This window comes from Candidatus Palauibacter sp. (assembly GCF_965237495.1).
Lineage (GTDB): Bacteria > Gemmatimonadota > Gemmatimonadetes > Palauibacterales > Palauibacteraceae > Palauibacter.
This window is the reverse complement of the sequence record NZ_OZ250143.1, coordinates 855,407-882,211: the sequence shown is the minus strand read 5'-3', so window position 1 is coordinate 882,211 and position 26,805 is coordinate 855,407. Positions and strand designations below refer to the sequence as shown.

At 64.6% G+C, this 26,805-nt stretch carries 14 protein-coding genes and 1 pseudogene; 6 read left to right on the top strand and 9 right to left on the bottom strand.

What is annotated here, in order from left to right; translation table 11 throughout:
- Positions 1–165 precede the first annotated feature (165 nt).
- The 6 genes and pseudogenes from ACPXY0_RS03655 to ACPXY0_RS03630 all read left to right on the top strand — a co-directional run bounded on the left by ACPXY0_RS03655 (position 166) and on the right by ACPXY0_RS03630 (position 13,515).
- Positions 166–3,675 carry an STY4851/ECs_5259 family protein gene (locus ACPXY0_RS03655; RefSeq protein ID WP_423928574.1) on the top strand — a complete coding sequence of 1,170 codons (3,510 nt, stop codon included), beginning with the start codon at positions 166–168 and terminating at the stop codon, positions 3,673–3,675.
- 7 nt (positions 3,676–3,682) lie between these two features.
- The gene (locus tag ACPXY0_RS03650; protein WP_423930771.1) at positions 3,683–4,048 is read left to right on the top strand and encodes a hypothetical protein; all 366 of its coding nucleotides are present in this window, start codon (positions 3,683–3,685) and stop codon (positions 4,046–4,048) included.
- On the top strand, positions 3,988–9,993 hold the full coding sequence (locus ACPXY0_RS03645) for a DEAD/DEAH box helicase (RefSeq protein ID WP_423930555.1): 6,006 nt from the start codon (positions 3,988–3,990) through the stop codon (positions 9,991–9,993). The genes ACPXY0_RS03650 and ACPXY0_RS03645 overlap by 61 nt, the downstream gene beginning before the upstream one ends.
- 168 nt (positions 9,994–10,161) lie before the next feature.
- Positions 10,162–10,413 (top strand): annotated as a pseudogene (locus ACPXY0_RS03640) (integrase core domain-containing protein); the annotation flags it as partial.
- Between the two features lie 93 nt (positions 10,414–10,506).
- On the top strand, positions 10,507–12,684 hold the full coding sequence (locus ACPXY0_RS03635; RefSeq protein ID WP_423928572.1) for a GmrSD restriction endonuclease domain-containing protein: 2,178 nt from the start codon (positions 10,507–10,509) through the stop codon (positions 12,682–12,684).
- A gap of 54 nt (positions 12,685–12,738) precedes the next feature.
- Entirely contained in the window at positions 12,739–13,515 is a 777-nt protein-coding gene (locus ACPXY0_RS03630) for a hypothetical protein (protein ID WP_423928570.1), read from the top strand.
- Here ACPXY0_RS03630 and ACPXY0_RS03625 read toward each other — a convergent pair.
- From ACPXY0_RS03625 to ACPXY0_RS03585, 9 genes are all read right to left on the bottom strand, one after another.
- Positions 13,493–14,548, bottom strand: a complete 1,056-nt coding sequence (locus tag ACPXY0_RS03625; protein WP_423928568.1) for an IS110 family transposase — start codon at positions 14,546–14,548, stop codon at positions 13,493–13,495. The two genes, ACPXY0_RS03630 and ACPXY0_RS03625, sit on opposite strands and share 23 nt — an antisense overlap.
- 235 nt (positions 14,549–14,783) lie before the next feature.
- Positions 14,784–15,368, bottom strand: a complete 585-nt coding sequence (locus ACPXY0_RS03620; protein ID WP_423928566.1) for an IS3 family transposase — start codon at positions 15,366–15,368, stop codon at positions 14,784–14,786.
- A 20-nt stretch (positions 15,369–15,388) separates the two neighbouring features.
- Positions 15,389–15,676, bottom strand: a complete 288-nt coding sequence (locus ACPXY0_RS03615; RefSeq protein ID WP_423928564.1) for a transposase — start codon at positions 15,674–15,676, stop codon at positions 15,389–15,391.
- A 64-nt stretch (positions 15,677–15,740) separates the two neighbouring features.
- Positions 15,741–15,863 (bottom strand): hypothetical protein, encoded by a 123-nt coding sequence (locus tag ACPXY0_RS03610; protein ID WP_423928562.1) that lies wholly within the window; start codon positions 15,861–15,863, stop codon positions 15,741–15,743.
- A 214-nt stretch (positions 15,864–16,077) separates the two neighbouring features.
- On the bottom strand, positions 16,078–17,340 hold the full coding sequence (locus tag ACPXY0_RS03605; RefSeq protein WP_423928560.1) for a type IIL restriction-modification enzyme MmeI: 1,263 nt from the start codon (positions 17,338–17,340) through the stop codon (positions 16,078–16,080).
- Positions 17,341–17,998: 658 nt separating this feature from the next.
- A complete protein-coding gene (locus ACPXY0_RS03600) occupies positions 17,999–23,725 on the bottom strand; it encodes a DUF4011 domain-containing protein (protein WP_423928558.1) in 5,727 nt (1,908 codons plus the stop codon).
- A gap of 700 nt (positions 23,726–24,425) precedes the next feature.
- Positions 24,426–24,962 (bottom strand): hypothetical protein, encoded by a 537-nt coding sequence (locus tag ACPXY0_RS03595; RefSeq protein WP_423928556.1) that lies wholly within the window; start codon positions 24,960–24,962, stop codon positions 24,426–24,428.
- 119 nt (positions 24,963–25,081) lie between these two features.
- A complete protein-coding gene (locus tag ACPXY0_RS03590; protein WP_423928554.1) occupies positions 25,082–26,170 on the bottom strand; it encodes a hypothetical protein in 1,089 nt (362 codons plus the stop codon).
- Complete coding sequence (locus ACPXY0_RS03585) at positions 26,167–26,661, bottom strand: hypothetical protein (RefSeq protein ID WP_423928552.1); 495 nt, start codon at positions 26,659–26,661, stop codon at positions 26,167–26,169. The genes ACPXY0_RS03590 and ACPXY0_RS03585 overlap by 4 nt, the downstream gene beginning before the upstream one ends.
- Positions 26,662–26,805: the final 144 nt, after the last annotated feature.

The window sequence follows — 26,805 nt, the reverse complement described above, 5'->3', positions numbered from 1 at the left end:
TGGGGTTCGACGGTTGCCCTTCCTTGATGAGGTTGCGTAGTCTGTCCGCTCTTGCGAGGTGGGCCGACAAGCTTCCCCAAGGACGCTGCACGGGACGACTGGAGCAAGGAGACGTCCCGAGCAGCAGCAGAGGCCGGAGGTTCCGAGTGTGTAGCTCTTGAGCCCATGAAGACAGCCAAGACCTTCCTCGATGACTTCTTTGCCGCGCGCGACCTCTCCGGGCCGAACGGACAGCCCCTCTACCGGTATCATATCACCCCCGAAGAGTTCACCGACCTTGAGCGAGTGCTTGGGTGGGAACTCCGCAAGAAGCAGTTCGGGCAGGGTCCCATCTCGAGGGACGCGGCGAGGGCGTTCTGCCTGTGGGCATCGGAGTGGTCGTATCGAAACTACGAGGGCGGGCCACGGAAGTGGGAACCGCTCGTCTCCGCGCTCGGAATGCCCGAACTCGCCCCTTCCGGCGGTCAGTATCATGTGCTTCGGGATGTGGTGACCCGCGGACTCCGCGCGTGGCGCCGCACCATCTACAGATTCGGTCCGTCCCGGGGCTTCCTGGAGACGATCGTGTGCGAAGGCGGACTTCCCCTCAATCTCGTGCTGCGAGAAGACACGCATCTAAGCCGTTACCTGAGAGGTCTCCTGGGCGAATTCCGTCAGCTCGGCTCCACCGGCATCCCTGCACGCGATCTGGCCTCGCGGCTGCGACGCGAGCTTCCGCGGGCGTGGCAGCGAGAAGTCGTATACGAGCTGGCCGGTGAGCTGATTCAAGCCATCTGGCGGCTCCAGGCGGAACTCTCCAACGGCGCTTCGCCCGTCCAGGAGTTGGACGGCAAGCGGCCCGGCTGGCGCGGCGAACTCCCGATTAGAGTCAGTGATGACGTAGCAAGTGTCCTTCTCAATGGCCTGCTCGGCGAGGCCATCGAAGTCGCCCGCCGCGCGCGCAGCCACGTCCGCTGGAACGTGTACTTGGCACCGGTCGCCGATGGCGACTGGGAGCTGCGGGGGTCGTTCAACCTGCCGACAACCATCGGTCGCGAGGCCCTCCAGGCGCTGTTTGGTTTCGAGTCCCCCGACCAAGTGCCATCTCGCCTTCACCTGGGCGTCCAAACCGAGAGGGGGACGTTCCGGGCCTTGGCCCAAGCGACCGAGGAGCGCATCGAAGACGAGGGCCGCTTCCGGCTGGAACGGACTTCATTCGCCCGCGAGGTGCAGACCAGGGATCTGACCGGCCCCCGGAAACTGGTCGCACGCACCTACGACGAGGAGTACCCCTCGGATCAGTTTCCGGGGGCGTCGGGGTTGGGAGATCTCGCCTGGGTCTTTGGGCCCATGGACCCAACCGACCCGCCGCGCTCGACGTGTCGTCTCGTCGGCCAGGGGACGTTGCGCGTAGGGGAGGCCTGGGCTCTCCTCGCTGTGGGTGCGAGAGCTTCAGTCGTTAGTGACGAAGGATGTCTGGAGCCCGCCGGCTCCCTCCGCAACGCAGCCCAGAGCCACGTCTCCCAACGCCGGGTCTATCGGCTACGGGGCAAGGCCACGATCACCGAGGCGGACGGTTCGTGCGTGATCGTGGAGACCAACGCCTCGGCAGATCCCCACGACATCGAGTATCACTTGGCCGGTCCCACGAAACGGTTCGGCGGGGATGCGATGACCGTCTTCCTCGGAGGTCCCGTGGTTCACCGGCGCCGGGACGGAGAGTTCGTGGAGCGAGTGCCGGAGCGGCACCTCGAGTGGAGGCCGGACATCCCCGGCGGACGCTGGGGCGCCTACTCCTGCGCCGCGGTGGCTTCCTGCGCCATCCGAGGCGGGGGTCGGCTCAGGTACGTCACGAACAACATCGTCCGCCATTCAATATCGATCTGCATATTGCCGAGCGAGGCCGATATCGAAATTCGCCCTTCGTCCGACACCACCCAAGGCGAAATCAGGTTCACGCGGTTCGGTAGCGTCATGGTCGGTGTCCAAGACACTCCCGGGGTTCGCGCGACGGGTCACCCAGAGCCCGATGGCTACCGTCTGTTGTTGCGCGCCTCCGGGGACCCGCCCCGACAAGTGCCCATCGTTGTGGATTGGCCCGAGCTCGGCCGGATGACCCTGACGCTCCCCTTCCCTGCCCGCCGCGCCGCCTTCATTGCGGCCGATGGTCGCCGATTGCCGACCGGCGCCCGTTTGGCCGAGGGATCGCTGGCGGGCGTCCACGCGGAAGTCGTCGCCCCGGATCGCGGGGAATACACCCTCTGGGGCTCCATGGATCGCTCCCCTGCCTTCGCCCCCAACATTCCGGAGGTGAGCTACGGACATCACCTGCTCGACCTCGGCCAGGTGGACCGAGAGGTGGCGGATCGGTTGGGGCTGGCCGACCGTCTCGACGCCCGGGTCAGACTGCGGATCGCACATGGAGGATCGGGGGCCACCCTTCCTGGCGCCGACCTCTCAGTGGCCGGCTTCGACCTCGCGTTTCGCCGTGCGGAGAATGGCACTACGCCGCTCGTTACGCTGGACGAGCGTAGCTTGAAGCAGGTCTCCCGCGACGACTTGACTTCGCTCGTGGTGGAGTTGATCCCGCTCCTCGAACCCGACCAGGACCCTCTCCCGCTTCGGCCTTGTTCGGAGGGTGTGTGGAGACTCCCGGCGAACCCCTTGGTTCCTGGGCCCTATTTGATTTGCGGCCGCCAAGGCGAACAACAACGCGCCCGCCCGCTGCCGTGGTATGCCCCACAGCCGGACCAGGCCACCGTCGGGCCCCTACTGGGAGAGGCGGCCACCGTGGCCGAAGCGTACGCGGCGGCGTTCGACGAGAATCAGCCGTTCGGAGACAAGCCGTTCCGGCCCGTTGTCCGCGCCCTCGCCATGGACCCGGGGCACGAGGATTGGCCGCTGGTGTTCGGGTATCTCGGATTGGAATCCCTCCCGCCGATGGTGTTCCCCTTGCTGCGGGCGCTGGTTCGCAACCCCATGGCCTGCGCGATGGCCGCGGCGGATGCCCCGGAGGCCGATTTCTCGGCGCTCTGGGATCGGATGGAGATCTTCCCCTTCGCGTGGTGGCAACTGCCGGGGCGTAGCTGGAAACGCGCGTACTTGGACTATGCGGACCACTGGCGGAAGGAATTGGAGGCAGTGGGCGACACGGATCTGGCGTCGGACATCCTCAACGGCCAGATGGACCGGAGCTTTGATCGGGTGAAGGCTCGCTTGGCGGGCCTGGGCCCGGCCTTCGGCTTCCTCAACGGCCGGACTACGGGCCGCCCGATCCCTCGCGATTCCTCGCGTATCGTGAATCCGAAGATATTGGACGCGTTGCTCGAGGATTACGACAATCAACTCCGTGACTGTCGGGCGTTCGACCCGGAGTCGCCCACCCTTCTTGACATGCCGGGGGTGCGGGAGGAGATAGAGCGCGTCCTGGACGACTATCCGTGGTCCGTTCGGCTCTTCCTGACCACTGATCGGAACGTGATTGAGGCCTCGGGGTGCGCGGATTTTGTGTACACGCCCGCCTTGGCGGCCGTGCTCGTCATGTCTGAGCATGCGGCCGGTGACGATCTGGCGCACCGGATCAGGGGGGCGCGCCGCGGCCACTCAAGTTGGTTTGACCGAACTCTCGAGGTCGCCCAACTCATCGCCTTCGGCCTGCGAGAGGCCGACAATATCCAACGAAAACTCGGGAAATAATCCTCGTATGCCTCCAGCATCCCCTTCGGCTCGTTTCTTCGAACCCCTGGTCCGTGACCTCGTAGAGCGGTCCGCCAGTTCACTGCTCGGGATCTACGGACCCCGGACCGATTCGCTGCGCACGTTCCTGTCGCAGGTTCTGCAGAAGCCGGCCGGACACCCCGACAGCTTTCTCGCGGATCCGGTGTTCGAGGCAATCTTCGATTGGGAGACGGCGGACGTCACCATGTCCGATCTCGCCGAACGGGACTTCCTTACCGAGGCGCTGGTGGCGGCGATGGGCACGGAGGCGGACGACGAACGTCTCAAGGAATACGTCTTCCCGCGAAGCGGCAACCGTTCACTCACCAATATGAGGCGTGGGAGTACCTGAAGCGCCGGAACCCGAGATCCGTCATCATCACCAGCGGAACCGGGTCGGGTAAGACGGAGGGGTTCCTCGTCCCGATCCTGGACGACCTCGTCCGCAGGGCCGAACGGGAGCGGCTGCGCGGGGTGCGGGCGCTCTTCCTCTATCCGCTCAACGCGCTGATCAATAGCCAGCGCGACCGGCTGAGCGCCTGGTCGCGCCCCTTCAACGGCAACCTCCGCTACTGCCTGTACAAGGGGGATACGCCGAACAAGCTGTCGGCGGCGGAGGGGAAACGGCTCGACCCGGAGCTCGTAGGGGACCGCACCACCCTTCGCGAAGATCCGCCGCCCATCCTTGTCACCAACGCCACCATGCTGGAGTACATGCTGGTGCGCCTCGAGGACAAGCCGATTATCGATCAGTCGAAGGGTCTGCTGCGCTGGATCGTCCTCGACGAGGCGCACACCTACCAAGGCTCCCGTTCGGCGGAAATCGCCCTGCTGCTGCGGCGCGTGCTGTACGCGTTCGACGTCGAGCCCTCGGAGGTGCGGTTCGTCGCCACTTCCGCGACGATCGGCGACGAAAGCGACGAGAGCGAGGACCGGCTGCGGGACTTCCTCGCGGATCTGGGCGGCGTCGACCGCGACCAGGTCCACGTCGTCCGCGGCGCACGTGGTTTCCCGGATCTCTCCGCGACCACGCCCGAAGCCCCCGACGAACCGCTTCCGTCCATCGACGCACTCCGCCGCATGGAGCCGTCCGAGCGCGGGGCGAAACTGGCGGCGGCGGCGGTGGCCCGGCGGATCCGGCGCGAGTTGCTCGCATCCGATGGCGTCCTCACCCTGAACCAACTCACCAAGATCCGGCTCGATGCCGCCTCAGGCGCGGCGGCAGCTGATGCGGCGCCAGGGGGACCGGCAGCTGCGCCGTCGGCTGCGGAACGCCGAGAGACTCTCGAACTCATCGACATCGCGACGAGCGCGAAGGTCGATGGCGAGTGGTTCCTGCGCGTCAGGTGCCACCTCTTTCACCGGACCCAGGGCGGCGTGTGGGCCTGCATCTCTCAGAAGTGTCCGGGACGGAACGGGACGCCGCTCGCTTCGTTCGAGTGGCCGTTCGGCAAGTTGTTCTTCGGGCGCCGGGCGCGCTGCGACGAATGCGGTTCCCTCGTCCTCGCGATGGTCCTGTGCGCGGAATGCGGGAAGGAGTATCTCGCGGGCCGCATGGTCCTTGAGGACCGGACCCTTGTGCCCCGAGACGTGGGCGTCGTCGAGCAGACCGATGATGTGCCGGAGCTTGTCGACTACGGCAGCGAGGAGGAGGACGACGACGAGGACGATGGGCGCGGAGACGGACTCGACCGGTATCTGGCCCATCCGGCCACGCCCAAGGTGCCGACGATCCATCTCGACCGAAGGACCGGCCGCTGGGTGGGCTCGGACGCGGACGCGGCGCTGGAGTTCGGAGAAGTGCTCCCGGCGACATCGGGGCATCCCCGCTGTCCCGAGTGCCGGACGAGCCGCCGAGCCGACTGGTTGCTCAGGCCCCTGCGCGGGGGCGCGAGTCTCATTCTCCGCAATACGATCCCGATCATGCTCGACTACACGCCGGAGCTGGCGGATCGCGGGTCCGAGCCGCTTCCGCACGCGGGACGGCGGCTCCTCACCTTCACCGACAGCCGTCAGGGCACGGCCCGGTTCGCGCTCACGGCGCAGCTCGACTCCGAGCGCAACTATACCCGCGGGGCCATCTACCACCAGACCGCCGCCGAGCGCACGGATCACGCTCCCGACCCGGCACGCATCGCCCAGTTGAAGTCGGAGATCGCCGCACTCGAGGAGGTGAAGCCGGAAAACGCCCAGATTCAGAAGATCATCGCCGAGAAGAAGGCCGGGTTGGCGACCCTCACCGGGCCGCGGTTGGGCTGCCGGGCGTGGAAGGACGCCATCGAGAAGCTATCGCGGGAGACGGAGATATCGAAGTGGTTGCCGGACCACTGGAGGCACCTCCCGCTCGCCGACCTGGAGGCGCACGAGCTTGCCGAGATTGCCCTTCTGCGCGAGTTCGCGCGCCGTCCGAAGCGCCAGACGTCGCTTGAGACGCTGGGATTCGTTTCGGTGGAGTACCCCCGCTTGGCGGCGACGGGCTCCGAACCGCCGAGTCCCTGGAGAATGCGAGGGCTGGACGCCGGGGAATGGCGGAACTTCCTGAAGCTCATGCTCGACCATCTGGTTCGGGGTCGCCGCTGCATTGAGGTGGAGGGCGCCTTCATCCCCTGGCTTGGCGTGCCCCACAGGCCCACGGTGTTAATTGGTCCGGACGCCGAGCGCTTCGAGGGGGCCGTCCGGTGGCCCCTCGCCGCAGGCCCCACCCTCCGGTCCCGGTTCGTGCAACTCCTCGCTCTGATACTGGAGGTTGACCCCTCGGAGAGCGGCGCGGCGCGGGCCGAAATCGACGCGTGTCTGCGGCTCGCGTGGCGCCAGATAAGCGCCGTCCTGGTAACGAGCGGACCGGGACATCGCCTGAACTTCGGCGAGGGGGTGGCGCTCCGCGAAATTAGGGACGCGTGGCTCTGTCCGATAACCCGTCGCGTCCTCGACACCACCGTGATGGGCCTGACGCCATATGTCGTATCCGGCCTCCACCGCAAAGATCTCACGGCCAGACCGGTGCGAATGCCCCGGCTGAAGACGCCGTTCTGGCGGAAGCCCATGGGCGGCACCTACAGCCGGGACGAGATCGATCAAGCCATACGCGACGACCCGGACATCGCGGAGGCCGAGCGGCTTGGCGTCTGGCGGGGCTGGAGCCGCCGCATCTTCGAGCATGTGGACTATTTTCAGGTCGCGGAACATTCCGCCCAGTTGAGCGCGGCGCGCCTCCGAGATCTCGAGGACCGGTTCCGGCGCGGGCGGGTGAACGTGCTCAGCTGCTCCACGACGATGGAGATGGGTGTCGACATCGGAGGACTGTCGGCGGTCGCCATGAACAACGCGCCTCCGAGCCCGGCCAACTATTTGCAGCGGGCGGGCCGTGCGGGCCGCCGTGGGGAGTCGCGCGCCATCGGCCTCACTCTGTGCAACACGTCCGCACACGGCGAGCACGTCTTCCGAAACCCGCTCTGGCCCTTCAAAACGCCGCTGCACGTAACCCGAGTCGGCCTCCACAGCGAGCGGATCGTGCGCCGCCACGTCAACGCCCTCACGCTCACGCGCTTCTTCGCGAACCGGTTCCAGCGGCAGGAGTTTCACCGATTGTCCGCGGGGTGGTTCTTCGAGCAGCGGGAAGACAAATCCTCGGTATGCGAGCAGTTTCGCAGCTGGCTCGGGGATGTCGCCCGCAGCGATCCGTGGCTTGAGACGGGGTTGAGGCGACTGTTGCGCGGCTCGAAACTGGCCGGAATCGAACCGGACCGGTTGTTGTCGATGGTCGAGGATCGCATCGCCGCCGCGGCAAGCGCGTGGGCTGCGGAGGCCGAGCCGTTGCGTCGGGAGTTGGATGGCCTCGCCGGACACGCGAGCGCGGATGTGGTCCGGCGCGCAATCGAACTTCAGCTGCGGCGCCTGCGCGAGGAGTATCTGCTGCGGGAGCTTGCCGTGCGGAACTTCCTTCCGGGTTACGGATTCCCGACCCAGGTCGTGCCTCTCGTCACCACCACCAAGGATGACTTGAAGTGGAGGCGACGAAGGCGCACCGATGCCAGCGGCGACCGGGAGGACAACTTCTCCCGCGCGCGCCAATATCCGACGCGACACCTGTCCGCCGCGCTACACGAATATGGCCCGGGAGCGAGCGTGATCCTTGACGGCCGGGTCCTGACCTCCTCCGGCCTTACTCTGAACTGGAAGATCCCCGCGACGGACGAGGCGGCGCGGGAGGTCCAGGCGCTCCGGCATACGTGGCGCTGCCGGCATTGCGGCGCAGTGGGAACGGGAATCCGTCCCCTCGATGTGTGCGAGTCGGGCTATTGTGCCGGACGGGAATCGCCTCTGGAGGCGCACAGTTACATCGAACCGGCCGGCTTCGCAGTCGACATTCGCGATTCGCTCAACAACGACCTCAGCCGCTTCTCCTATGTTCCGACAAAGCCCCCTCGGATCTCCACGGGTGGCGAACCGTGGCAGAGTCTCGCCGTCTCGGCGCTGGGTCGATTCCGGTACAGCGCCTCCGGGCGGGTGTTCCACCATACCGCCGGAGAGTATGGGTACGGATTCGCGATCTGCCTGCATTGCGGTCGCGCCGTGGCCGAGCACGAGAAGGAGGGCGAACTCCCCAAGCGGATGCAGGGACACAAGCCGCTCCGGGGCGGATCGACCGCCGGCCCGGACGACCTCTGCTCGGGGAACGACGGCACCCACAAGATCCGCCGCAACGAATGGCTCGGCGTCTCCCGCGAAACCGACGTCTTCGAATTCCAGCTACGCCCCGTCCTCGTCGCGCCGGCAACCGACACTGACGGGGGCACGGACGCCAAGGAAGGCATCGACGCCGTGACCGCCTCCTCCATTGCCATCGCGTTGCGCGAAGCTCTCGCCCAAAGGATCGGTGTGGAGGACCGCGAGATCGGCTGGGCCATCAAGGAGGCCAGAGTAGAGGAGACCGGTGAGAAAAATGTCTCCATTCTTCTCTACGACCACGCCACCGGCGGCGCGGGCTTCGTCGCGCAGGCCCCTGAACACCTGCCTGCTTTACTGCGCCGGGCGCGCGGAACCCTTGATTGTGCGCGACGCTGCGACAAAGCCTGTCACGCGTGCCTCCTCTCATACGACACGCATCACGCCGTGGACCGCGTGGACCGCCATCGGGCGCTTGACGTCCTGAGCGACACCTTCCTCGCGGCGCTCGACCTCCCTGCCGAGGAGCAGATGTTCGGCCCGGAGACCCGGTTCGAGTTCGAACCAATCAAACTCGCGCTCCAGCGGGGAATTCCACCCGCCGACACGGTGCGCCTCCACTTGGGCGGCGACGCCTCCCAGTGGTCGCTGCGCGACTGGACGCTCTCGCGCGACCTCCTGCGCTGGACCCAAGAAGGCTGCCGCGTGGAGCTGGTCCTCCCGCGCAACGTGGACGGGATTCCGCGCGGAGAGCGCCTACAGCTCGCGTTCTGGGGACGAACGCTCGGCGTGCGCCTCCTCCGCGGCCGCGTTCCTCGCCCAGGTCGACCGGTCCTCGCGGAACTCTCCTCCCCGGGTCGGGCGGTCACGTTCGCCGCCCAAGCCATTGAGGCGCTGGTGCCCGGCCCGGACTGGGGAGTCTCTGGAGAAGGCGCTCACGTGGTCAAGGGATACACCACCGACGCCCCCACCACGTTGGCTCCGGTAGAGCCGTCGCAGCTGGACGCCCCCCCGCCCGGCCAAGCCAACCGCCTCGCTCTTTCCGACCATCTCCGAGCACCGATCAACGCTGTCGGCCCGGCATTCTGGCAAGCGATCAGGACGGCCTCCCCCGCCCTCTCGGAGCGCTTGGGCAGGGGCCTCCCGATCCGGGAGGTGGTATATCAGGACCGCTACGTGCGCTCCCCGCTGGTGGCTCGCATCCTCTTGGAGGTCTTCGCCGAACTCGCCAGGGCAGCCGGCGACGGCTTGCATGACGCCCGCTTTCGAATCCTCACCACGCCTCCGAACGAGCGGGCTTCCCCTGGCCGGCAAGTCCAGGACGACTGGACCCTAGCCCAAGACGCGAAAAAGACGATCGAGCACCTGTTCCACACCGCGTCGATCTCGGCCAGCGTTGTTCTCCGCAACGCCAAGCGCACCCCGCACGAGCGCAAACTGGAGATCACATGGGACGACGGCACCCGCTGGCATTGCCATCTCGACCACGGATTCGGCTTTGTCCGCACGGCACGCACCGTGTCGCACTCCTTCAGCGACTCCCCCCAACGGCAGGCAAAGGCGCTCGCCGCCGCCACGTTCGACGTGGACGCAACGGGCCCGGGCCGCGCCTACGTCTTCGGCCTTGAGTGACTGCAGCAGCCTGGCCCACGGCTGGCGACGCACGGGGTGCAGCGGGTGGCCGACGAACTCATGCTCGGGGCGTACAGGTGAGTTCGGGAGGAGGCCGAGGGGTGTGGCTCCGCAACGGGCTGAAGACGAGGCACGAACGGCTGCGGCGGCTGGAGAAGACGGTCCGGGAGAGCCATCGAGCGCTTCCACCGCACCCTGCTGGACGAGCACCTCAGGGTGAAGGGGCGCACGACCTGGTACGAGTCGGTCAGCGAGATGCAGGAGGATCTGGACGCCTACATCGAGACCTACAACCGGAACCGTCCGCACCGGGGCGGCGGCATGGAGGGGAGAACGCCGTATCAGGTCTTCAAGAAAGGGATCCACAAGCCCAGGAGCCGGAAGAAGTCAGCCGGAAAGGAGGCCCAGACCGCAGCCTGACGCGCTGACCTCGGCGAGGCCGGGTGTCAGGTGACTACCGTACTTGTACATTCGACCCGATAGCATGAACCCGGCAAAGGGGCACACCGACCAATGGCTGAGCTAATTGACGTCAAGCTGATCGACGGCACCGCCCGTACGGTGCGGGAATTGTTTACCGGTCGTAAGTACGGGCTCGACTACTACCAACGCGAGTACACCTGGAGCGAAGCCAACGTAACGGAGCTGATTGACGATCTCGCTACCAGCTTTCTCGCGGACTACGACGAGCTGGACGAACCCCATCAGGTCGCCTCCTATCGCCCCTATTTTCTCGGCCCGATCGTCACCAGTTCCGTCAAGGGCACCCGATTTCTCGTTGACGGACAGCAGCGGCTGACCTCGCTAACGTTGCTCCTGATCCATCTCAATCACCTCGCCGAGGGCCTGGAGGACGCCGAGGACCTCGCTCCCCTCGTGTTCTCCAAGAAATACCGATCGAAGAGCTTCAACATCGATGTCCCTGAACGCAACAACGTCATGCACGCGATCCTGAAGGGTACCCCGTTCGATCCAAGCCCTGAATCCGAATCTGTCCGGACCATCTGGGACCGTTACCAAGACATCGTTGCGCTCTATCCTGACGACCTCAAGGGAACCGCTCTCCCCTATTTCTGCGATTGGCTACTCGAACGTGTCGTTCTTGTCGAGATCGGAACCACCGATCAGGAAATGGCGCTCGAGATCTTCGAGACGATGAACGACCGCGGTCTCAGGCTTTCCAACACGGACATGTTGAAGGGCTTCCTCCTCGCCAGGATCGGCGAACCCGAGCGAATCCGTGCGGCCAACACCTTCTGGCGGCGTCGGATCACTGAATTGACCGATCTCGACAAGAACGCCGACTCGGAATTCATCAAGCATTGGCTCCGCGGGAAGTATGCCCAGACGATCCGTGAACGGAAGAAGGATGCGGTACCGAGAGACTTCGATCTGATTGGTACGGCCTTTCATAAATGGGTGAGGGATAACCGCGCGAGCCTCGAGCTGACCAGAGCTGGCGACTACGCCACCTTCGTGAATCATGACTTCGAGCGGATGAGCCAACGATACATGCAGCTGCTGCGTGCCAGTCGCAAGATGACAGCGGGCTTGGAGCACGTCTACTACAACGCAGTCACGGGCTTCACCCTGCAGCACCTGCCGATCATGGCCGCAGTGACTCCAGAAGACGAGGATCACACGTTTCACCTCAAGGCCGAATTGGTCGCGAGATTTCTGAACATCTTTGTGGCACGCAGGATGGTCAACTACCGCAACTTCGGGTATTCGACGGTCGTCTACACGATGTTCAATCTGGCCAAGGACGTGAGGAACAGAGATCTCGACAGATTACGGGATGTGCTGGCTGATCGGGTCGCCGATATCGGGGAATCATTTCATGGCGTGCGAGCCTTCCGCCTCACGCAGCGCAATCGTTCCCACATCCGCTACCTACTTGCGCGCATGACCGCATGGATCGAGGAGGAGTGCGGTACCGGCATCGGCTTTAGCGCATATGTGAATCGGTCGCGCAAGCACCCCTTTGAAGTTGAACATATCTGGGCGGACAAGTATGAACGTCACAGAAAGGAGTTTGATAACCCGTACGATTTTGCGGCGCACCGTAACGGGTTTGGGGATCTCCTGCTGTTGCCGAAAGACTTCAACGCAAGTTTCGGCGCCGCTGAGTACGAGGAGAAGCTGCCGGATTACTTCGGCCAAAACCTATTGGCCGCATCGCTCAACGAATTGGCGTACAAGAAGAATCCGTCCTTTTTCAGACTCATCAAGCGAACGGGCCTCCCATTCAAGTCGTATCCCCAGGGGTTCACGAAGTCCGATATCGAGGAACGTCAGGACTTGTACAGACAGATCTGCGAACACGTGTGGAGCCCCGACCGACTAGGGCTCGGTGGCGGGACATCGTCAGAGACCGCTACAAGAGAGGAGCGGAAAACCTTCTACGGGATTGGCCTCGCTGATCTCATCGTGGCCGGGCTCGTGGAGCCTGGTGAAGCGTTGAAGGGGACACGATCGGGCATGGAATACCGAGCAACCGTGTTGCCGGGCGGGGGGATTGGCGGCCAGAACGGAACGGAGTTCGATACGCTGTCTGCTGCAGCCGAGAACCTCACGGGAACAACCACGAACGGCTGGGAGTTCTGGCGACTGGCTCGTGCTGAGGACTCGCGCGAATTGGGGAGAATTCGAGAAGAGTACCTCGCACCTGAGTCACCGGAGCAAGGTTAGCCGATCGAGCCGAGGGCACACCTTGAGACGGCGGGCAATAGGGGGGAGACTCTGATGATCGACCGCACAACCGACGTAACCTCATATGGCCTTCAGGGCGGCAAGCTCTACCAGCAGCGGGCCCGACAGGCCTTGCCGCTGTTGGTAAGGCAAGTACGGGCCGAACAGCCGATCTCGTACACCGATCTCGCTGAAGAACTGGACATGCCCAACCCACGCAACTTGAACTATGTATTGGGGGCGATCCGGGATGCGATGCAAGCGCTCTCGGACTCATGGCGCGACGAGATTCCGCCAATCCATGCCTTGGTGTACAACAAGTCCACGGGTTTGCCCGGCAAGGGGATCTTCGCTTCGTCAGCGGAGGCGCTGCAGTTTCGATCCGCAAGCATCAAGCGGCGGCACGAGATCGTCCATAGGATGTTGGAAGAAGTCTATGTGTTCCAGCGCTGGGACACCGTCCTGCAACACTTCGGGATTCCGCCTGCGGAAGCTGACACGGCGATTCTGAGTGCCGTGTCACTCTTGAGGCGTAGTACAGGAGGCGAATCGCCGGAGCACGAGGAACTCAAGAAGCGCGTCGCCCTTCACCCCGAGTGGTTCGGGCTCCAGCGGGAGGCGGGGCCCGGCGATATGGAGTTTGTTTTCGGCTCCGCCGACCGCGTTGACGTGCTATTCAAGTCCGAGAAGGGCTGGATGGGTGTCGAAGTGAAGTCCGCACGGTCGACCGAGGACGACCTCGCGAGAGGGCTGTTCCAGTGCGTCAAGTACTGCGCCTTGATCGAGGCGACTGACGCTCTCATGTTTGTCAAGCAGGTGATGGGGCGGTGAGGACGCGGTAGATCTCGCGGGCCACGTAGCGCTTCAGGCAGCGCATCACCTCGCGTTTGGACAGCCCCTCCCGGGTGCGCCGCTCGACGTAGGTTCGGGTTCGTTGGTCGGTGCGCATCCGGCACACGACGATCATGTGGAGGGCGGAGTTGGCCTGGCGGTTCCCGCCGCGATTGAGGCGGTGGCGTTGCGTCTTCCCGCTCGAGGCGGGGAGCGGGCTGGCGCCGCACAGCATGGCGAAGCTCGCTTCGGAGCGCAGCCGACCGAGATTCTCGCCCGCGGCGACCAGCAGCTCGCCCGCACTGGCGGTTCCCACGCCTTCGAGCTTGAGCAGATCGGGCGCGAGTTCCTCGACGAGCGGAGCGATGAAGCGGTCGAGTTCGGCGATTTCGTCGTCGAGGTCCAGGACTCTGCGAGCGAGGGACTTCAGCGAGAGCCTGGTCGCGACCGCCGGATCCCGGTATCCCGCGGCATCCGGCCTCCAGACCGCACAGGTACGCAAGCGCCGCATGCGGGTGAGGTCGCGGACCCGGTCGCGCACCTCGTCCGGCGCGGCGACGATCGTGTTGTGGAGTTGCTGAAGCGCCGCACGGCGGCACTTGACCGCGGTCTTTCGGGTCGTGCGCAGCACGCGCAGGGATTCCACCGCGCCGCCGCGGTCCTTGGCCACTTGGACTCGACATCCCGTGCGAGCCGCCTCGGCCGCCGCGACCGCATCGAGCGCGTCGTCCTTCCCCCGGGCTCTCCGCGCGGCCGGGTCGGGACCGGTCACCTCGAGGACGGGCACTCCGGACAGCGCCAAGTGCCGGGCGATGCCGGCGCCGTAGCTGCCGGTGGATTCGACCCCCACGCGCAGCAGCTCGCCGTGAGACCGGAACCAGACGAGCATCGCCCGGTATCCGGCTCGCGTCGTGGAGAACGATTCGGTGCCGAGCACCGTGCCTTCGAGTGTCACGATGGCGGCGGTGTGCAGGTCCTGGTGGGTATCGACGCCCCCGATGACCCCGGCCCTTTCATCTCGCATACTTGCCATGCCGGCCCCCTGTTCCATGATGGGTGAACGGGTTGGCACCGAACTCGGCCGATGTCGGACACGACAGTGAAGGGACGCCTTGGGCCAGGCTCTCATAAGGTCACGATGTCGGTCGAGGCCGGAGCCTCAAACCGGTTGCCCCTGGGTGGCCGACGAGTCCAGGGTATGACAGCTCGGTCGGTCAGAATGCGGGTCAAGCCACCCAGGGGCGACCGGAGTCTGTAAGCCTACAGCGTCAATCAGTGTTTGAGTCAAACCACCGAGGGGAACCGGCCCTTACATACTCACTATCGGTGTTTAGGATCTCCGGGGCCCGCCAGCCCAGCGCGTCGTCCAGCGCCTGGACGCAGAACGACGCGTCCATCGTGTTCGACAGCCGCCACGCGAGCACGTGCCGGGTCGCCCAGTCCATCACCGCCACAAGGTAGAAAAACCCTTGCGTCACGGGGACATAGGTGATGTCCGCGCACCACACGTGGTCCGCCCGCGAGATCTCGAGGCCGCGCAGCAGGTAGGGAAAGACCCGGTGCTCCGAGTTCGCCACGCTCGTGCGCGGCCTCCGGTAGGTCGCCTCCATTCCCATCAGCCGCATGAGCCGCCGGATCCGGTGCCGGCCCACGATGACGCCCTCGCGGCGGAGATGGCGCATCATCTGCCTGCTCCCGTAGAACGGGTACTCCATGTGCAGCTCGTCCATGCGCCGCATGAGCGCCAGGTTCTCCGCGCTCTCCCCCTTCGGCCGGTAGTACCGCGAGGACCGGCTCACCCCCACCAGCGCACACTGCCTTGAAAGACTCAGCGGTCCGCCCCGCTCGATCATCCGCACCCGCTCCGCCCGGCTCAGCGCTTGAGCCCGCGCCGAAAAAAATCCCGCTCGACCGTGAGCTCCCCGATCTTTGCATGCAGGTCCCGGACCTTCGCCTCGTGCTCCTTCGCGAGCTTCCGGCCCGCGCCCCCGGCGAACACCTCCGGCAGCCCCTCGAGCAACTGCCGCTTCCATGTGCTCACCTGGTTCGGATGAAGCTCGTGCCGCCTCGCGATCGCCTGCACGCTGTCGTGCTCGCGCAGCGCCTCCAGCGCCACCCGCGCCTTGAACTCCGGCGTGAACCGTCGTCTCTTCCCGGCCATCTCGGTGCCTCCTCTTCCGTCCTGGAATCCACCTTAACGACCTGTCCAAAAAACTGGGACCACCTCACAGTTCGTCCAGTGCGCATTTCACTCCAACCTCGGTGTGCGGCGCCTGTTCGTCGTGGAGACGAACGAGTTCCTCGTCGCTCGCGTTCCGGAGTTCCGCGAGTAAGTACGCTATGCTCAATGCAACCTCCTTTGACGGACTTCATTGGGGACAAACACGAATTATGTACGGTCCACGTTAAGGGGTTCGGCTCTCCTGATTCAGAGATAAGGCGACACAGCGCATCCCCTTCGGCGGTGTTGCACCGGTATCGATTGGGGACGATGGCGCTGGCCGAGCAACTGGGCAACGTGACGCAGGCGTGCCAGGTGCCGGGGATACACCGGCCGGCGCACTACCGGTGGCGCTGGGAGTTGGTGCGGTCTGGGCCGGAGGCACTGCGGCCTCGGGAGCGACGCCGGCCGCGCGCATGCCGAAGGCGACGACGGCGTGGGTGGAGCAGCCGGTGGTGGCGTTGTCGCCGGCACGCGCCGGGTACGGTCCCAAACGGGTGTCGGCGGAATCTAAGGAACAGGCCCAGCGAGTTCTCGGCCTGTTTGCGGTGCCGGGTCGCCGCAGCCCTTGATTTGGCTGCGTTCGCGCGCTCGAGGCTGCTGGCGATCCGGGCTTTCGCGGTCTTCCACTCGGCGAGCCACGGTCGGACGATCACCGGATCGATGAGCCGCATGATCTTGTCCCGATCCGTGTAGTGGGCCCCGAGCTGCGAGCGCTTGTCCGGGTCGAGGCCTCGCTCGAACAGCGTGCCCAGGATCGAGGGATCGATGTTGGACCAGTCGAGTTCGGACGCCTCCAGCGTGGTCTCGATCTGGGCCTTGTCCATGGGGAGGGTCGCATTATCCTCGAACAGGCCGCCGTTGAACCACTCCACGGTCTCGAAGCCGACCCGGCCCCCGGCGGACATCGCCCCGAACAGGTCGCGTGCCAGCGTCGCGAACTCCTCGGGCCGGCGGCGCGAGTGTTCGAGCATGCGGGTGAACATCTCGCCGGGGAGCAGCCCCACGTCCTCGGCGAACATGCAGAACACGAGGCGGTTCACGAAGTGCGCCACGTCCTGCGGTGCATGGCCTTGGTCCCGGAGCGACTGCGCGAGCTGTGCGAAGGTCTGCGCGGCGCGTTCCGTGAGCGTCTGCCGGGTCTCGCCCGGCCGCAGCCGCTCGGGGTCGGACATGGCCCACTTGAGCTTGTCCCGGACGGCAGCGTCGGCGAGATCGTCCAGCCCGAACTCCAGCGTCTTGCTCACGGAGTTCGTCCAGTTCGTCCGGATCCGGAACCGGCGCATGTCCGAGACGATCAGGAGCGGCGGGTTCTCCAGCGCGAGCGCGTACTGCCTCAACTGGTCGAACGCGGCGTGGAGATCGGCGTGCTTCCCCTTGCACTCCCAGGCGAAGCAGTGCCGCTTCCACACGTCCGCCCACCCCGCCCCGCCGGAGTCCTTGTGCGCGCCGCGCTCGAAGCAGTAGTGGTCCCCCTTGGGGTCGGCCTCCGCCAGCGTGGGCTCCCCGAGCAACCGGCACAGATCGATGAAGTGCTCCTGCGCCGCGGAGCGCTCCTTCAGCTCCGAGGCCTGCCACTTCGCGATGAACTCGTTTGAGGTCATCGTCAAACTGTCCCCACTCGCTGTTCATCACTCCGTCGACGGCCTGAGTCCTTCAGGTGTGCCACTTTCCCGAGGAGGTCAAACCAGAACGGGGCGCCAAGGCTGATCGCCCCAATCGTGATCAGCCATCCGACGACTGATGTCACCCAATCAGCGCCGCTGTCCGGAAAGCCGCCGCGCGCTCCAACGCTTCGGAAGACCCTCGGCCTCCGCCGGCTTCTCCGACATCTTCGCACCCCCTCTCTCCGGACCCCGTAAGGTCGATCCCTGCTAAACGGGTGTCCAGAAAAACCGGGTGCGCTATACGCTTGTCACTGCAACGACTTCGCGCAGTACGTGGGCGGCATGGCTTGGACTCAGTGGACGGCTCCGTCGGAATCGGTCAGAGCTTCATCCACGTACGAGTACCGACGTTCCAGCACGTCGAGCAGTGTCGCGCCAATCCTCGTTGTGAGGCGTTGCAAGTCGAACGCGTTCAACACGGCCCGAAGATGCTCGTCCGAACCGAACTCAAGCTCATCTTCGCGACCCAACCGCACCTGACGCGCGACGAACTGAAGCTCGCTTGGGGGTATCTCGTCAAACCTCCGAGGTCCACGGCGACGCGCAATGATCCATTGACTATCAGGCGATCGGACAATCAAACGAACCAATCCGCCTACACTCCACTCGTCTCTGTTACGACGAAGCCTCGACGTATCGCGTGCTGAAGCGCTCTGTTCATCTGTCCTTTTAAGTTGCGGCCCATCCTGCGAATCCCACAACCACGCAGGTAGATGTCATAGGCTCGCTTGACCAACATGGGTTCCTCGACTCGGATGATTCCGCACAGCCCGTCGGCGACATGGGCAGCGGAGGCATTGCGTGGATCTGGGCCCGCTGGCCCTTCGAACGCCGCATAAGGTGCCAAGCCGCCTTTAGCTTCGGGCGGGCGTTCCTGCGCTTCTTCGTCGGATCCGGGGGAAGAATCCGACGGTGCGTGGGTCTCAACCTCCGGCTGGTTCGCTTCGCCATCCGTCGCGGGGTCTACTCTTGCTTCCAACTCATCACCCTCACCTGATCCGGGTGTGATACCATCATCCGGTGTCCCGTTGACGCGCTGTTTGCTTGTCTCCACCGGCGCATTCTCGAAGACTTCGTGAAGCGCGCCGTCGAGCTTAGAGAGCGCCCCAGCCTTGTTTGTCCACCAGTCCGTGGACCAGATGCGGACGATGTGCCAGCCCAACTTCTCGAGCACGGCTTGACGGATCTTATCTCGCTCTCTCGCAAAAGCCGAGCTGTGGTACATGGCACCATCGCACTCGATGCCCGCGAGGTAGCGACCGGGAGCATCGGGATGCACGACGCCAAGGTCGATCCGGTAGGCCGACACTCCGACCTGGGGATGTACTTTCCAGCCTCTTGATCCGAGTGCGCGGGCAACCGCCCTCTCGAACGGCGAGTCGAAGTCTTCTCGGTATCCCTGTGGACCCACACCCAGAACCCGCCTTCCGTTCTCTGCGTACCTGAGAAAATCGCGCAGGTCGGCGACCGCCCTCGCCCGAGTGCGAGAGAGATCGATCGCGTCCGGCTGCAAGGTCGAAAATACGATCAGCTCATGCCGCGCTCGCGTCAGTGCAACGTTGAGACGGCGTTCGCCTCCTTGCCGGTTCAGCGGGCCGAAGTTCATCGTCACATGCCCAGCGCGGTCGGGGCCGTACGTGATGCTAAAGAGAATGACATCGCGTTCGTCGCCCTGTACGGTCTCGAGATTCTTGACGAACACAGGTTCTTCCGCCTCTGCCGAGAAGGCCCACTCGATTTCGGGATTCTCCCGGCGCGCGTCGTCCAAGAGGTTCTCGATCAATGTCTGCTGCTCGGAATTGAATGTCACGACGCCGATCGACCTGGCACGGCCCGGTGGGCTGGGATGTGTCAGACGGCTGACGATCTCACCAACGATGGCCCGCGCTTCTCCCTGGTTGGTGCGCGCCCCGCCTCGGGCATAGAATGCGTCGGCGTTCATTCGCTTGAGGCGAACGGCACTATCACCCACCACAGGGGCGGGGAAGGTGACCAATCCATTATCGTAGTATCGGTCATTGGAAAAAGTGATCAGGCTCTCGTGACATGACCTGTAGTGAAGACTGAGGGTTCTGTAGGGGATGCTCGCGGCTAGCATCTCCTCCAGAATGCTTTCGAGATCGCCCTCCGTCTCGATGTCACCGTCGGGATCGTCGTCCGCACGGGCAAAGAAGTTGCTGGGCGGCATCTGCTTGGGGTCTCCCGCAACGATCACCTGCTTTCCCCGGGCGATCGAGCCCACGGCATCCCACACGGTGATCTGAGACGCCTCGTCGAAGATGACGACATCGAAGAGTGCTTGGTCGGCGGGCAGGTATTGCGCCACCGAAAGCGGAGACATCATGAAACAGGGGGTCAAACCCGTCAGCACGTCGGGTGCCGCCTGCAGCAACTTCCGCACCGGCTTGTGTCCCCTCTGCTTCCGGATCTCACGCTGCAACACGCCCCATTGCGGATTCCCACCAGCCTGGTCGCGGTCCGGCAGCCTCCCGGACGATTTCGCCGCGATGTACCGGGCTGTGAGCTGCCGGTACTCGTCGTCAAGCTGCCGGAACTTGTCGATCGCGGCTTCATGTTCGGGCGTCGAGAAGGTGCGAAGCACTGCGTCTTCTTCGATGAGGGACGTCGACCACCAGGCACAGTAGGCCGCCTCGAAGGTCTCCCGTATCTCCTCCGGGGGAACTCCTCCCGCTTCGACCGCATTGACCAACGGCCGGAGGCCGGAGTCGATCGCTTCGGCGCGGCGTTTCCTCCACGCGCACCAGTCGCGGAGTTCCAGATGACGAGCATCGATCAAGTCGGCGATCTCTCGAATCTGGCCGGGCGCATGGGCCGCATCGGCAAACCGCTCTCGCACGGCCGCGCCTGCGACCTCCTCAAACGCGGTTACTGAATCCCTCAGCTTCTCAAGCGCGCGCAGATAGTCGGTCGCCGTACGGCCCACGCTACCGTCCGGGGCGAGCAGATCGTTTCCGTCATGGAGCAGATTCCGGACCCTGCCACGCAATTCAACCAGCCGCTGCGGGTCGACGGTCAATCTCCCAACAGCGGCCCGGGCTCGCTGACCAATCTCTCGAAGCGAAGCGGCCGTGGCGGCTGGCGTCGCGTGCGCGGACCAGCCCTTGAGTCGGGATAGTAGCCCGTCCAACCGGTCGATCACCTCACCCTCTCGACGCAAATCCGCCAGTAGCGGAGCATCTTGGGACGGATCGGGAATGCCCCGCGCGCCATGCGCGCACAACTCCTTCACAATCCGTCGTTTCGCGAGTGTGCTCATGGGCCACCGCTTCTGGTCGGCCTCCTCCCAGCGCCGACTGATCTCCTCTCCGTCAAGTTCCCGCCAGGCGAACGGTTCGTACGGGCAGCTGAGTGAAGCCTCGGCACTCCCATACTCGTCCAATCTTTGCTCCGCCTCTTCGAGCGCGTCGATCCGATCGGGACCGTCCGGCTCAAGGGCGTAGAACGTCGGTTTGCCGAACGAATCAAGCAGCACGCACGCTAGCTCGCCCAGTGATTCGAGCCGCGTCATTGAGTGGTCCGGCAGCTCGACTCCGAGTGACGCGCAGAGGGAAGCGCAGAGATCCTCCACGGCTCTTGCGTCGGACGATAGCGTCCCGCATCGCTCGACAACCCGCGCTTGCCAAAGCGGCGTCCACTCTGCCGTCTCGATGGGATAGAACGGGCTTTGCGAGATGTCTCCCACCGCCTTGGCTTGAATCGAGAGGTTGTCCACAACCTCGCGCAGAGCCCGCAGACTGCCTTCATCGTGTTGGTCCGCGCACGGCCATGAGAGTGCAAGCCGGCTGGCGAACTCCTCGTCACGGATCTTCACGCCCATCGCATGGAACGCCGTCAGACCGTTCTTTCGCTTCCTGTGCAGGTGATCAACGAGGCGGTTCAGGCGATCACGCGACGACAGCAGTTCTTCGGCCTTCCGCTGCCAGTCTTCCGGCTCGATCTCGGCGGCATCCCGGGCCCCCTCCAACTGCTTTAGCACGTCGGTCTTGCGCGCCTTGCTGGAGTGGAGTTCGAGGCAGAAGCGACCGAGCCCAATCTTCTCCAATCGCCGGTAAACGACTTCGAGCGCGGCGGTCTTCTCGGACACAAAGAGTACGGTCTTGCCCTTGCCGAGCAGATGTCCGATGAGGTTTGAGATCGTCTGGCTCTTTCCGGTTCCTGGCGGGCCGATGATCACGAAGTCCTTGCCTTTGTCGGCCGCAGCTATCGCCGCCATCTGCGACGAGTCCGCAGGCAGGGCGGTCAGCAGGTCGGAAGGCTTGTAGTCGCGGTCGAGCCACCGCCGCTCCACGAAGCTCACATCCCGCCCGTATGGAGCGCTCGGCGTGTCCATCAGATGGCGGACGACGCTGTTGTCCCGCAACGCCTCGGTCCGGTCCACCAGATCCTTCCACATCAGATACTTCGCAAACGAGAAATGGCCGAGCACCACGTCCGCGACGACCTCGAATCCAGGGACCTCCTTTACGGCCCGCCGGACCTTGTTCCAGATGGCCCCGACATCTATGCCCCTGTCGTCCTGGGGCAGATCCCCGTCGAGTCCGGACATCTCGACGCCGAAGTCCCTGCGGAGCATCTCGAGAAGTGTTGTGTTGAAGCGCGGCTCGTCGTCGTGAGCGACCATCGTAATGGCGCTGCGCACGGACTTTCGCTGCAATGTGACCGGAAGCAGGATCAGAGGCGCACGGAATCTTCGGTCATCGTTCCCCTCGCGCTTCCAACGCAGGAAGCCGATGGCCAGATAGAGCGTATTGGATCCACCTTCCTGCAAAGCGGTCACTGCCCTCCGAAAGATCTTGACGGCCCGAACGGATAGGTCCTGCGGCGAGAGATCGACGAGTACGCGGCCGCGATCGAGTTCGTCGCGTGCATACTCTTCGGTGATCAACTCGCCGGTGCGCTCACGGTGAATCTCCTCGTCCTGCGCCTGTGACGTGGGTTGCGGAACGGAAATGATCCGTAGATGGGCGCCTGTGGCGAGTCTGTCTTCTAGGCGACCGGGATCCGGGCAGATGATCTTCAGGCTGGTTTGGGTCGAGCGATGATTCAACAGTGGATTTCGCAGCGTGAGATCCAGCAGTTTCCGCTGCCATCGCTCCAAACGGCTCTCGGGTGTGCGCGGCCTGTCCTCGCCAGCGTCGGCATCGTCGAAGTCGGGAAGCGCTGGCGCCTGCTCCAACGGCAGTTCCGCAGTTGCGACTTGGCCTATATTCCCAGGCGCAATTTCGGGCGACTTCAGCCCAAGCGGGGTAATCTGGTGAGCCCGCGCCCGCCGGATGTCGACCGCGGCAGAGAAGGTGGTGTCGTCGTCCGCACCAACCGTACGACCAGCCGTCTCGAGTGCTCCGGAAAAGCTCAGTGGCGGGCGAGACGTCACGCAAGTCGTCTCTATGAGCAATAGCTCCTTAAGGTCGAGCCGCTTTCTGAGCGTCTCAGCGTCATCGATCGCGATAGTCGACAGACTCTCTGGCTGAAGCCAGACACCGACCAGCGCATGCCCCTTCGGCAACGCCACGATCGGATTCAGGCCGGCCTGCTCGAAGGCCGCAGCAAAGAGCATCGCCGTATCCAGACAGGTCGCCACGCGCCTGTCGAAGATGACACTGGGTACACGGACTTTCTGGCCGTCGTGCTCGAAGCTCGCGGGAGGAACCGCGTAGGTCAGCCCGAGGTTGGCTATCGCCGAGTAGATGGCACTTGCAATCTCCCAGACGCGCTCGCGGCTCCTCGACTCGTACCCGTCGATCCGATCCGGCTTCCCGGCCTTGCGGAGCAGGTCGCTGGCGTGCCGGAGGATTGCGTCGACGGCCGGATCGTTGGGCATGCAGAACGCAGCCAGAAGCTCCGGCATGAACCCCGCCCCACCCCACTCGTTGTACGCGAGCAGGTCGACCGGCATGCGGAGTCGGGCCAAGGGGATGCCATCTTTCTCCAGCCGGAACGTAAACGCACCGCTCATCCTCTCGTTGCGTTGCAGCAGGAATCCGCCATCCACTTCGAGATCCCGATCCCGGATGCGAATCAGACCTCGTGGATCGACCCGCGCGACAGGCCACACCTTCTTCCTGACGAACGCCGGGTCGGACTCAAGCGTCAGGACGAGATCCTCAAAGTGCTCCTCCGGGTCAAGATTCTCGATCTCTAGGCTGCGGAGCACCGGAAAGGCGCACTGGTGCGCCGCGAAATTCAGTTTCGGAGCGATGTCCGCATGGATCTTCAGCCTGACTCCATCGTCGGAACCGTCACGGATTTGCGCCGAGGAGGCTTTGGCTTTCATGCCATGGGCTTCAACGTAATCGAGCATGGTGGAAGGCGTAGTGGCCAAGGTTCAAGAGGTGTGAAGTGAGCCAAGAAATGTACTGAGAGCGACGGGGGACCGCGAATCGGTGGCTACGCGGCAGTCTCCGGGACGCCCCTGCGAAAGATCCAGCGCTAAAGAACGTCCGTATTCTCCGGTGCCCAGTCACGGAATCTGCCCGGAACCCGCGCGGCAAGCCGTCACCCAGCACCTCCTCCGAAGTCGGCTCATCCGCGTTCCGTCCATCTCGTATCGCGGTGGCTGATGAACATGATGGACTCCCCCCGTCGTCCGGCTCCCGCGACGCATCGAGAATCCCAGCGCTCGGCCACTCAGCGGCGCCCGGTGCTCGCGCGCGGCTTTCGTCCGGCTCCCAAGCACCGTCCAGACACCGGCTTCGGGGTCATCTCAAGATGCCCGGCTCGGCGGCGCTGGAGGCGAACGGCTGGGTTTGAACCGGCTGGCGAATCTGGCGTCCCCGGAGCCCTTAGTGCGCTACGAACGCTCCAAGCTGGGTTTCTGGTCCACATGGTCACCAAGGAGTGCAGGCGGGAGCCGTCCGTATCCGGTCAGACTACTACGACCCTCCTCAGGCGGCACGCGGCCAGCGGTCGCCCTTCTCCCTTCCCGCGTCTCGTGGCGTGACGGGTGGCCAACGGCCTTGGACCGCACATGGGAGGCGTGTTGGGAGGGTTGAGGCGGACGCTCACGGGATTCTGATCGAGCCTTCCTCTCCACTCAGGAGCCGATCCATGAACTCAGCCTCTTCTTGAACCTTCCGCCAAGCCCTCTCTTCGGCCGGGCGTCCCTGCGTATAGCGGAGAATCCCCACCCCCGGGATTAGCCCCTTCTCCCAAAGCATGTTGCCCGGACGCAGAATGCAGCCGGTACGTCGCTGCAGGTGGCTTCCCGAACGAGGCACGTCGCCGTGATGCAGGGCTACGAGGCGTTGCTGTATATTCGCCCCGAGCAGCGCCTGCGTCTGGGCGATCACGACGCGCACCTTACCGGCGTTTACGAGCCGGAAGAGTAACTGGAAGTGGCTTGCCGAGTCGTTCTTGCGCGCAAACATGACTTGGCGTTCGGGGATACCCCGTCGCACGAGAAGATCCTTCAGGGCGCCGTAACCGGCAGTCACGCCCCCATCCAAGAAAACGATCTGCGTGCCACGCAGGTGGTGCCACTTCTTGTAGATCCGCACGACCTTTTGGGCAATCTGCCCGAATAGTGGGTCCTCCGCCAATCCATAACTCCTGTCTTACGAGTTGCGTGTCATCCTGTCACGCGGAGCCGTGTTTCTCCTGAAGCGTGCCAGGGCCTCTCAGGATGGGCTCCCTGTCAGGCTACCCAATCAATGGTCTGCTAACCGCGGCCTCGCGCGAGATGCTCATCCACTTCGCGCCTGAGTGCGCGCACGAACCCGGCCGCGTCTGCGCCCGAAACTCTCCCGATCCACGAGCCACCGGGGCTCATGATTCTCCCCTGCAACGTGCCTGTCGCGGCGTTGACGCTCACCTTGGCCTGGAACCGCTTGTATCGCATGGTGCCGTGGCCCTTGTGCCGTAGGTCCGCCTCCCACTGCCCGAGTTTCGGGTCCTCCGGAGCGCGCTGAGTGGGACCGGAATGTGACTCGTCGGTTCGCGGCGACGGATCACCACCCCGCCGACCGTTCGATCGCACCGGGGTAGGTTTCTTCGGACGCGGAGTCGCGGATGCCCGTCCCGGAGCGGCGGAACCATTCGTCCAGGGCTTGAACTCCGGAGGCAGAATACGGACAAGGGCGTGGGCGGGCATGCCGTAGACATCGTGAGTGCGTTCGAGCTGGTCGAGGACGCGGAGAAGGTGGCGCAGACCGCCTGGCCGACCTTGGAACCCACGTTTCGGACGGTTGCCATCGGTGTAGAGTCCCAGGATTAGCGGGACGATCCCCGCCGAGTTGAATATCCGCTGAGACTGAAAGATGCGGTCTGCGATGTCGCCTCGCGCCGTAGGCGGCTGATTCAGGAGAAACGCCGCGTTGTCGCCATGCACTTCGTACAGCTGCCAAGCGGATCGCAGGTAGTGCCTGTGCCTGCCTCGAAGGTTCTGGTTGTCGAGCGGGTCGAGCACGAAGGTCTCGTCCAGCGGCGACAACTGGACGGCACCGCTGACGATCCGCGCCGTGTTCTCGAAGTAGAACAGGCCGAGCCACGACCAAAGAGATGTCCGGTCGGCGATCCGGGGCCCGAACGGTCTCAGCCTGGGCGCCAGGTATTCGCCGATCTCGCGCCGAGACGCGAACACCTGCTGCCTGGGATTCACCGTGAGTTCGCCACGGAACGGACGCGTGTATTCTGGGCCCTCAAGCAAGTCTCGGGGCGGATTCCGGCGGCCCTCGGGATCCTCGCGCACCTCGTCGAGGAACTGTCGGGCCCGCCTGATGCCCTTTGCCGTGAACTCTCGCGCCTTCATTTCGCGCTCCACGCCTCTCGATAACCGTCGAGTGCCTTGACCTTGTCGGCCGAGAATGCCGCGACCACTTCTTCAATCCAGCCGTCCGCCTGCGCGATCTGGTCATCCTGGGCATCGAAGCTGATGGACGGCGGGTCGCGATCCGGCAGGATGCTCCTTGCAAGATCGAACCACGACGACCAGCGCCCTTCCGGGTCCGAGGGATCCTCGCGATCGACGAGCAGCGCGCGCTCCAGGACCGACCGCAACACCTGGGGCATAACCAGTCCGCGGAATGCGGGATCCGCGCGGACGGTCTGGTCGAAGTCGGGCAGCTCGCGGTTAACCTTGAGCACGACGATATCGTCTCCCTGCCCGTAATCGAGACGCCACACCTCGCCGCCGAGGTCGGCGGGAACCAGCGGCAGCAATGACTCGACGGGCAAGCGCGGCCGCAGCTTGTCGGCAAGGCCGAGCAGGCGGCCGGAAGCCCCGGCTGCGATGACGGACACGCGGAACTGGCTGGTCTCCGGTACGTCCGTGAGAATCCGATTCCGTTCCGCCGGTGCGGCCGGAGCGCTAACCCTCCCCCAATCCCAGCGCTGGAACGCGTTTCCGCGCCATGCCTCGATCCGCACCCGCGCGTCGGGCGGGAA

Excerpts from the sequence above, each read along its gene's own strand:
- ACPXY0_RS03655 (WP_423928574.1), top strand. The coding sequence starts at position 166 with ATGAAGACAGCCAAGACCTTCCTCGATGACTTCTTTGCCGCGCGCGAC.
- ACPXY0_RS03650 (WP_423930771.1), top strand. The coding sequence starts at position 3,683 with ATGCCTCCAGCATCCCCTTCGGCTCGTTTCTTCGAACCCCTGGTCCGT.
- ACPXY0_RS03635 (WP_423928572.1), top strand. The coding sequence starts at position 10,507 with ATGGCTGAGCTAATTGACGTCAAGCTGATCGACGGCACCGCCCGTACG.
- ACPXY0_RS03630 (WP_423928570.1), top strand. The coding sequence starts at position 12,739 with ATGATCGACCGCACAACCGACGTAACCTCATATGGCCTTCAGGGCGGC.
- ACPXY0_RS03625 (WP_423928568.1), bottom strand. The coding sequence starts at position 14,548 with ATGGCAAGTATGCGAGATGAAAGGGCCGGGGTCATCGGGGGCGTCGAT.
- ACPXY0_RS03620 (WP_423928566.1), bottom strand. The coding sequence starts at position 15,368 with ATGATCGAGCGGGGCGGACCGCTGAGTCTTTCAAGGCAGTGTGCGCTG.
- ACPXY0_RS03615 (WP_423928564.1), bottom strand. The coding sequence starts at position 15,676 with ATGGCCGGGAAGAGACGACGGTTCACGCCGGAGTTCAAGGCGCGGGTG.
- ACPXY0_RS03605 (WP_423928560.1), bottom strand. The coding sequence starts at position 17,340 with ATGACCTCAAACGAGTTCATCGCGAAGTGGCAGGCCTCGGAGCTGAAG.
- ACPXY0_RS03600 (WP_423928558.1), bottom strand. The coding sequence starts at position 23,725 with ATGCTCGATTACGTTGAAGCCCATGGCATGAAAGCCAAAGCCTCCTCG.
- ACPXY0_RS03590 (WP_423928554.1), bottom strand. The coding sequence starts at position 26,170 with ATGAAGGCGCGAGAGTTCACGGCAAAGGGCATCAGGCGGGCCCGACAG.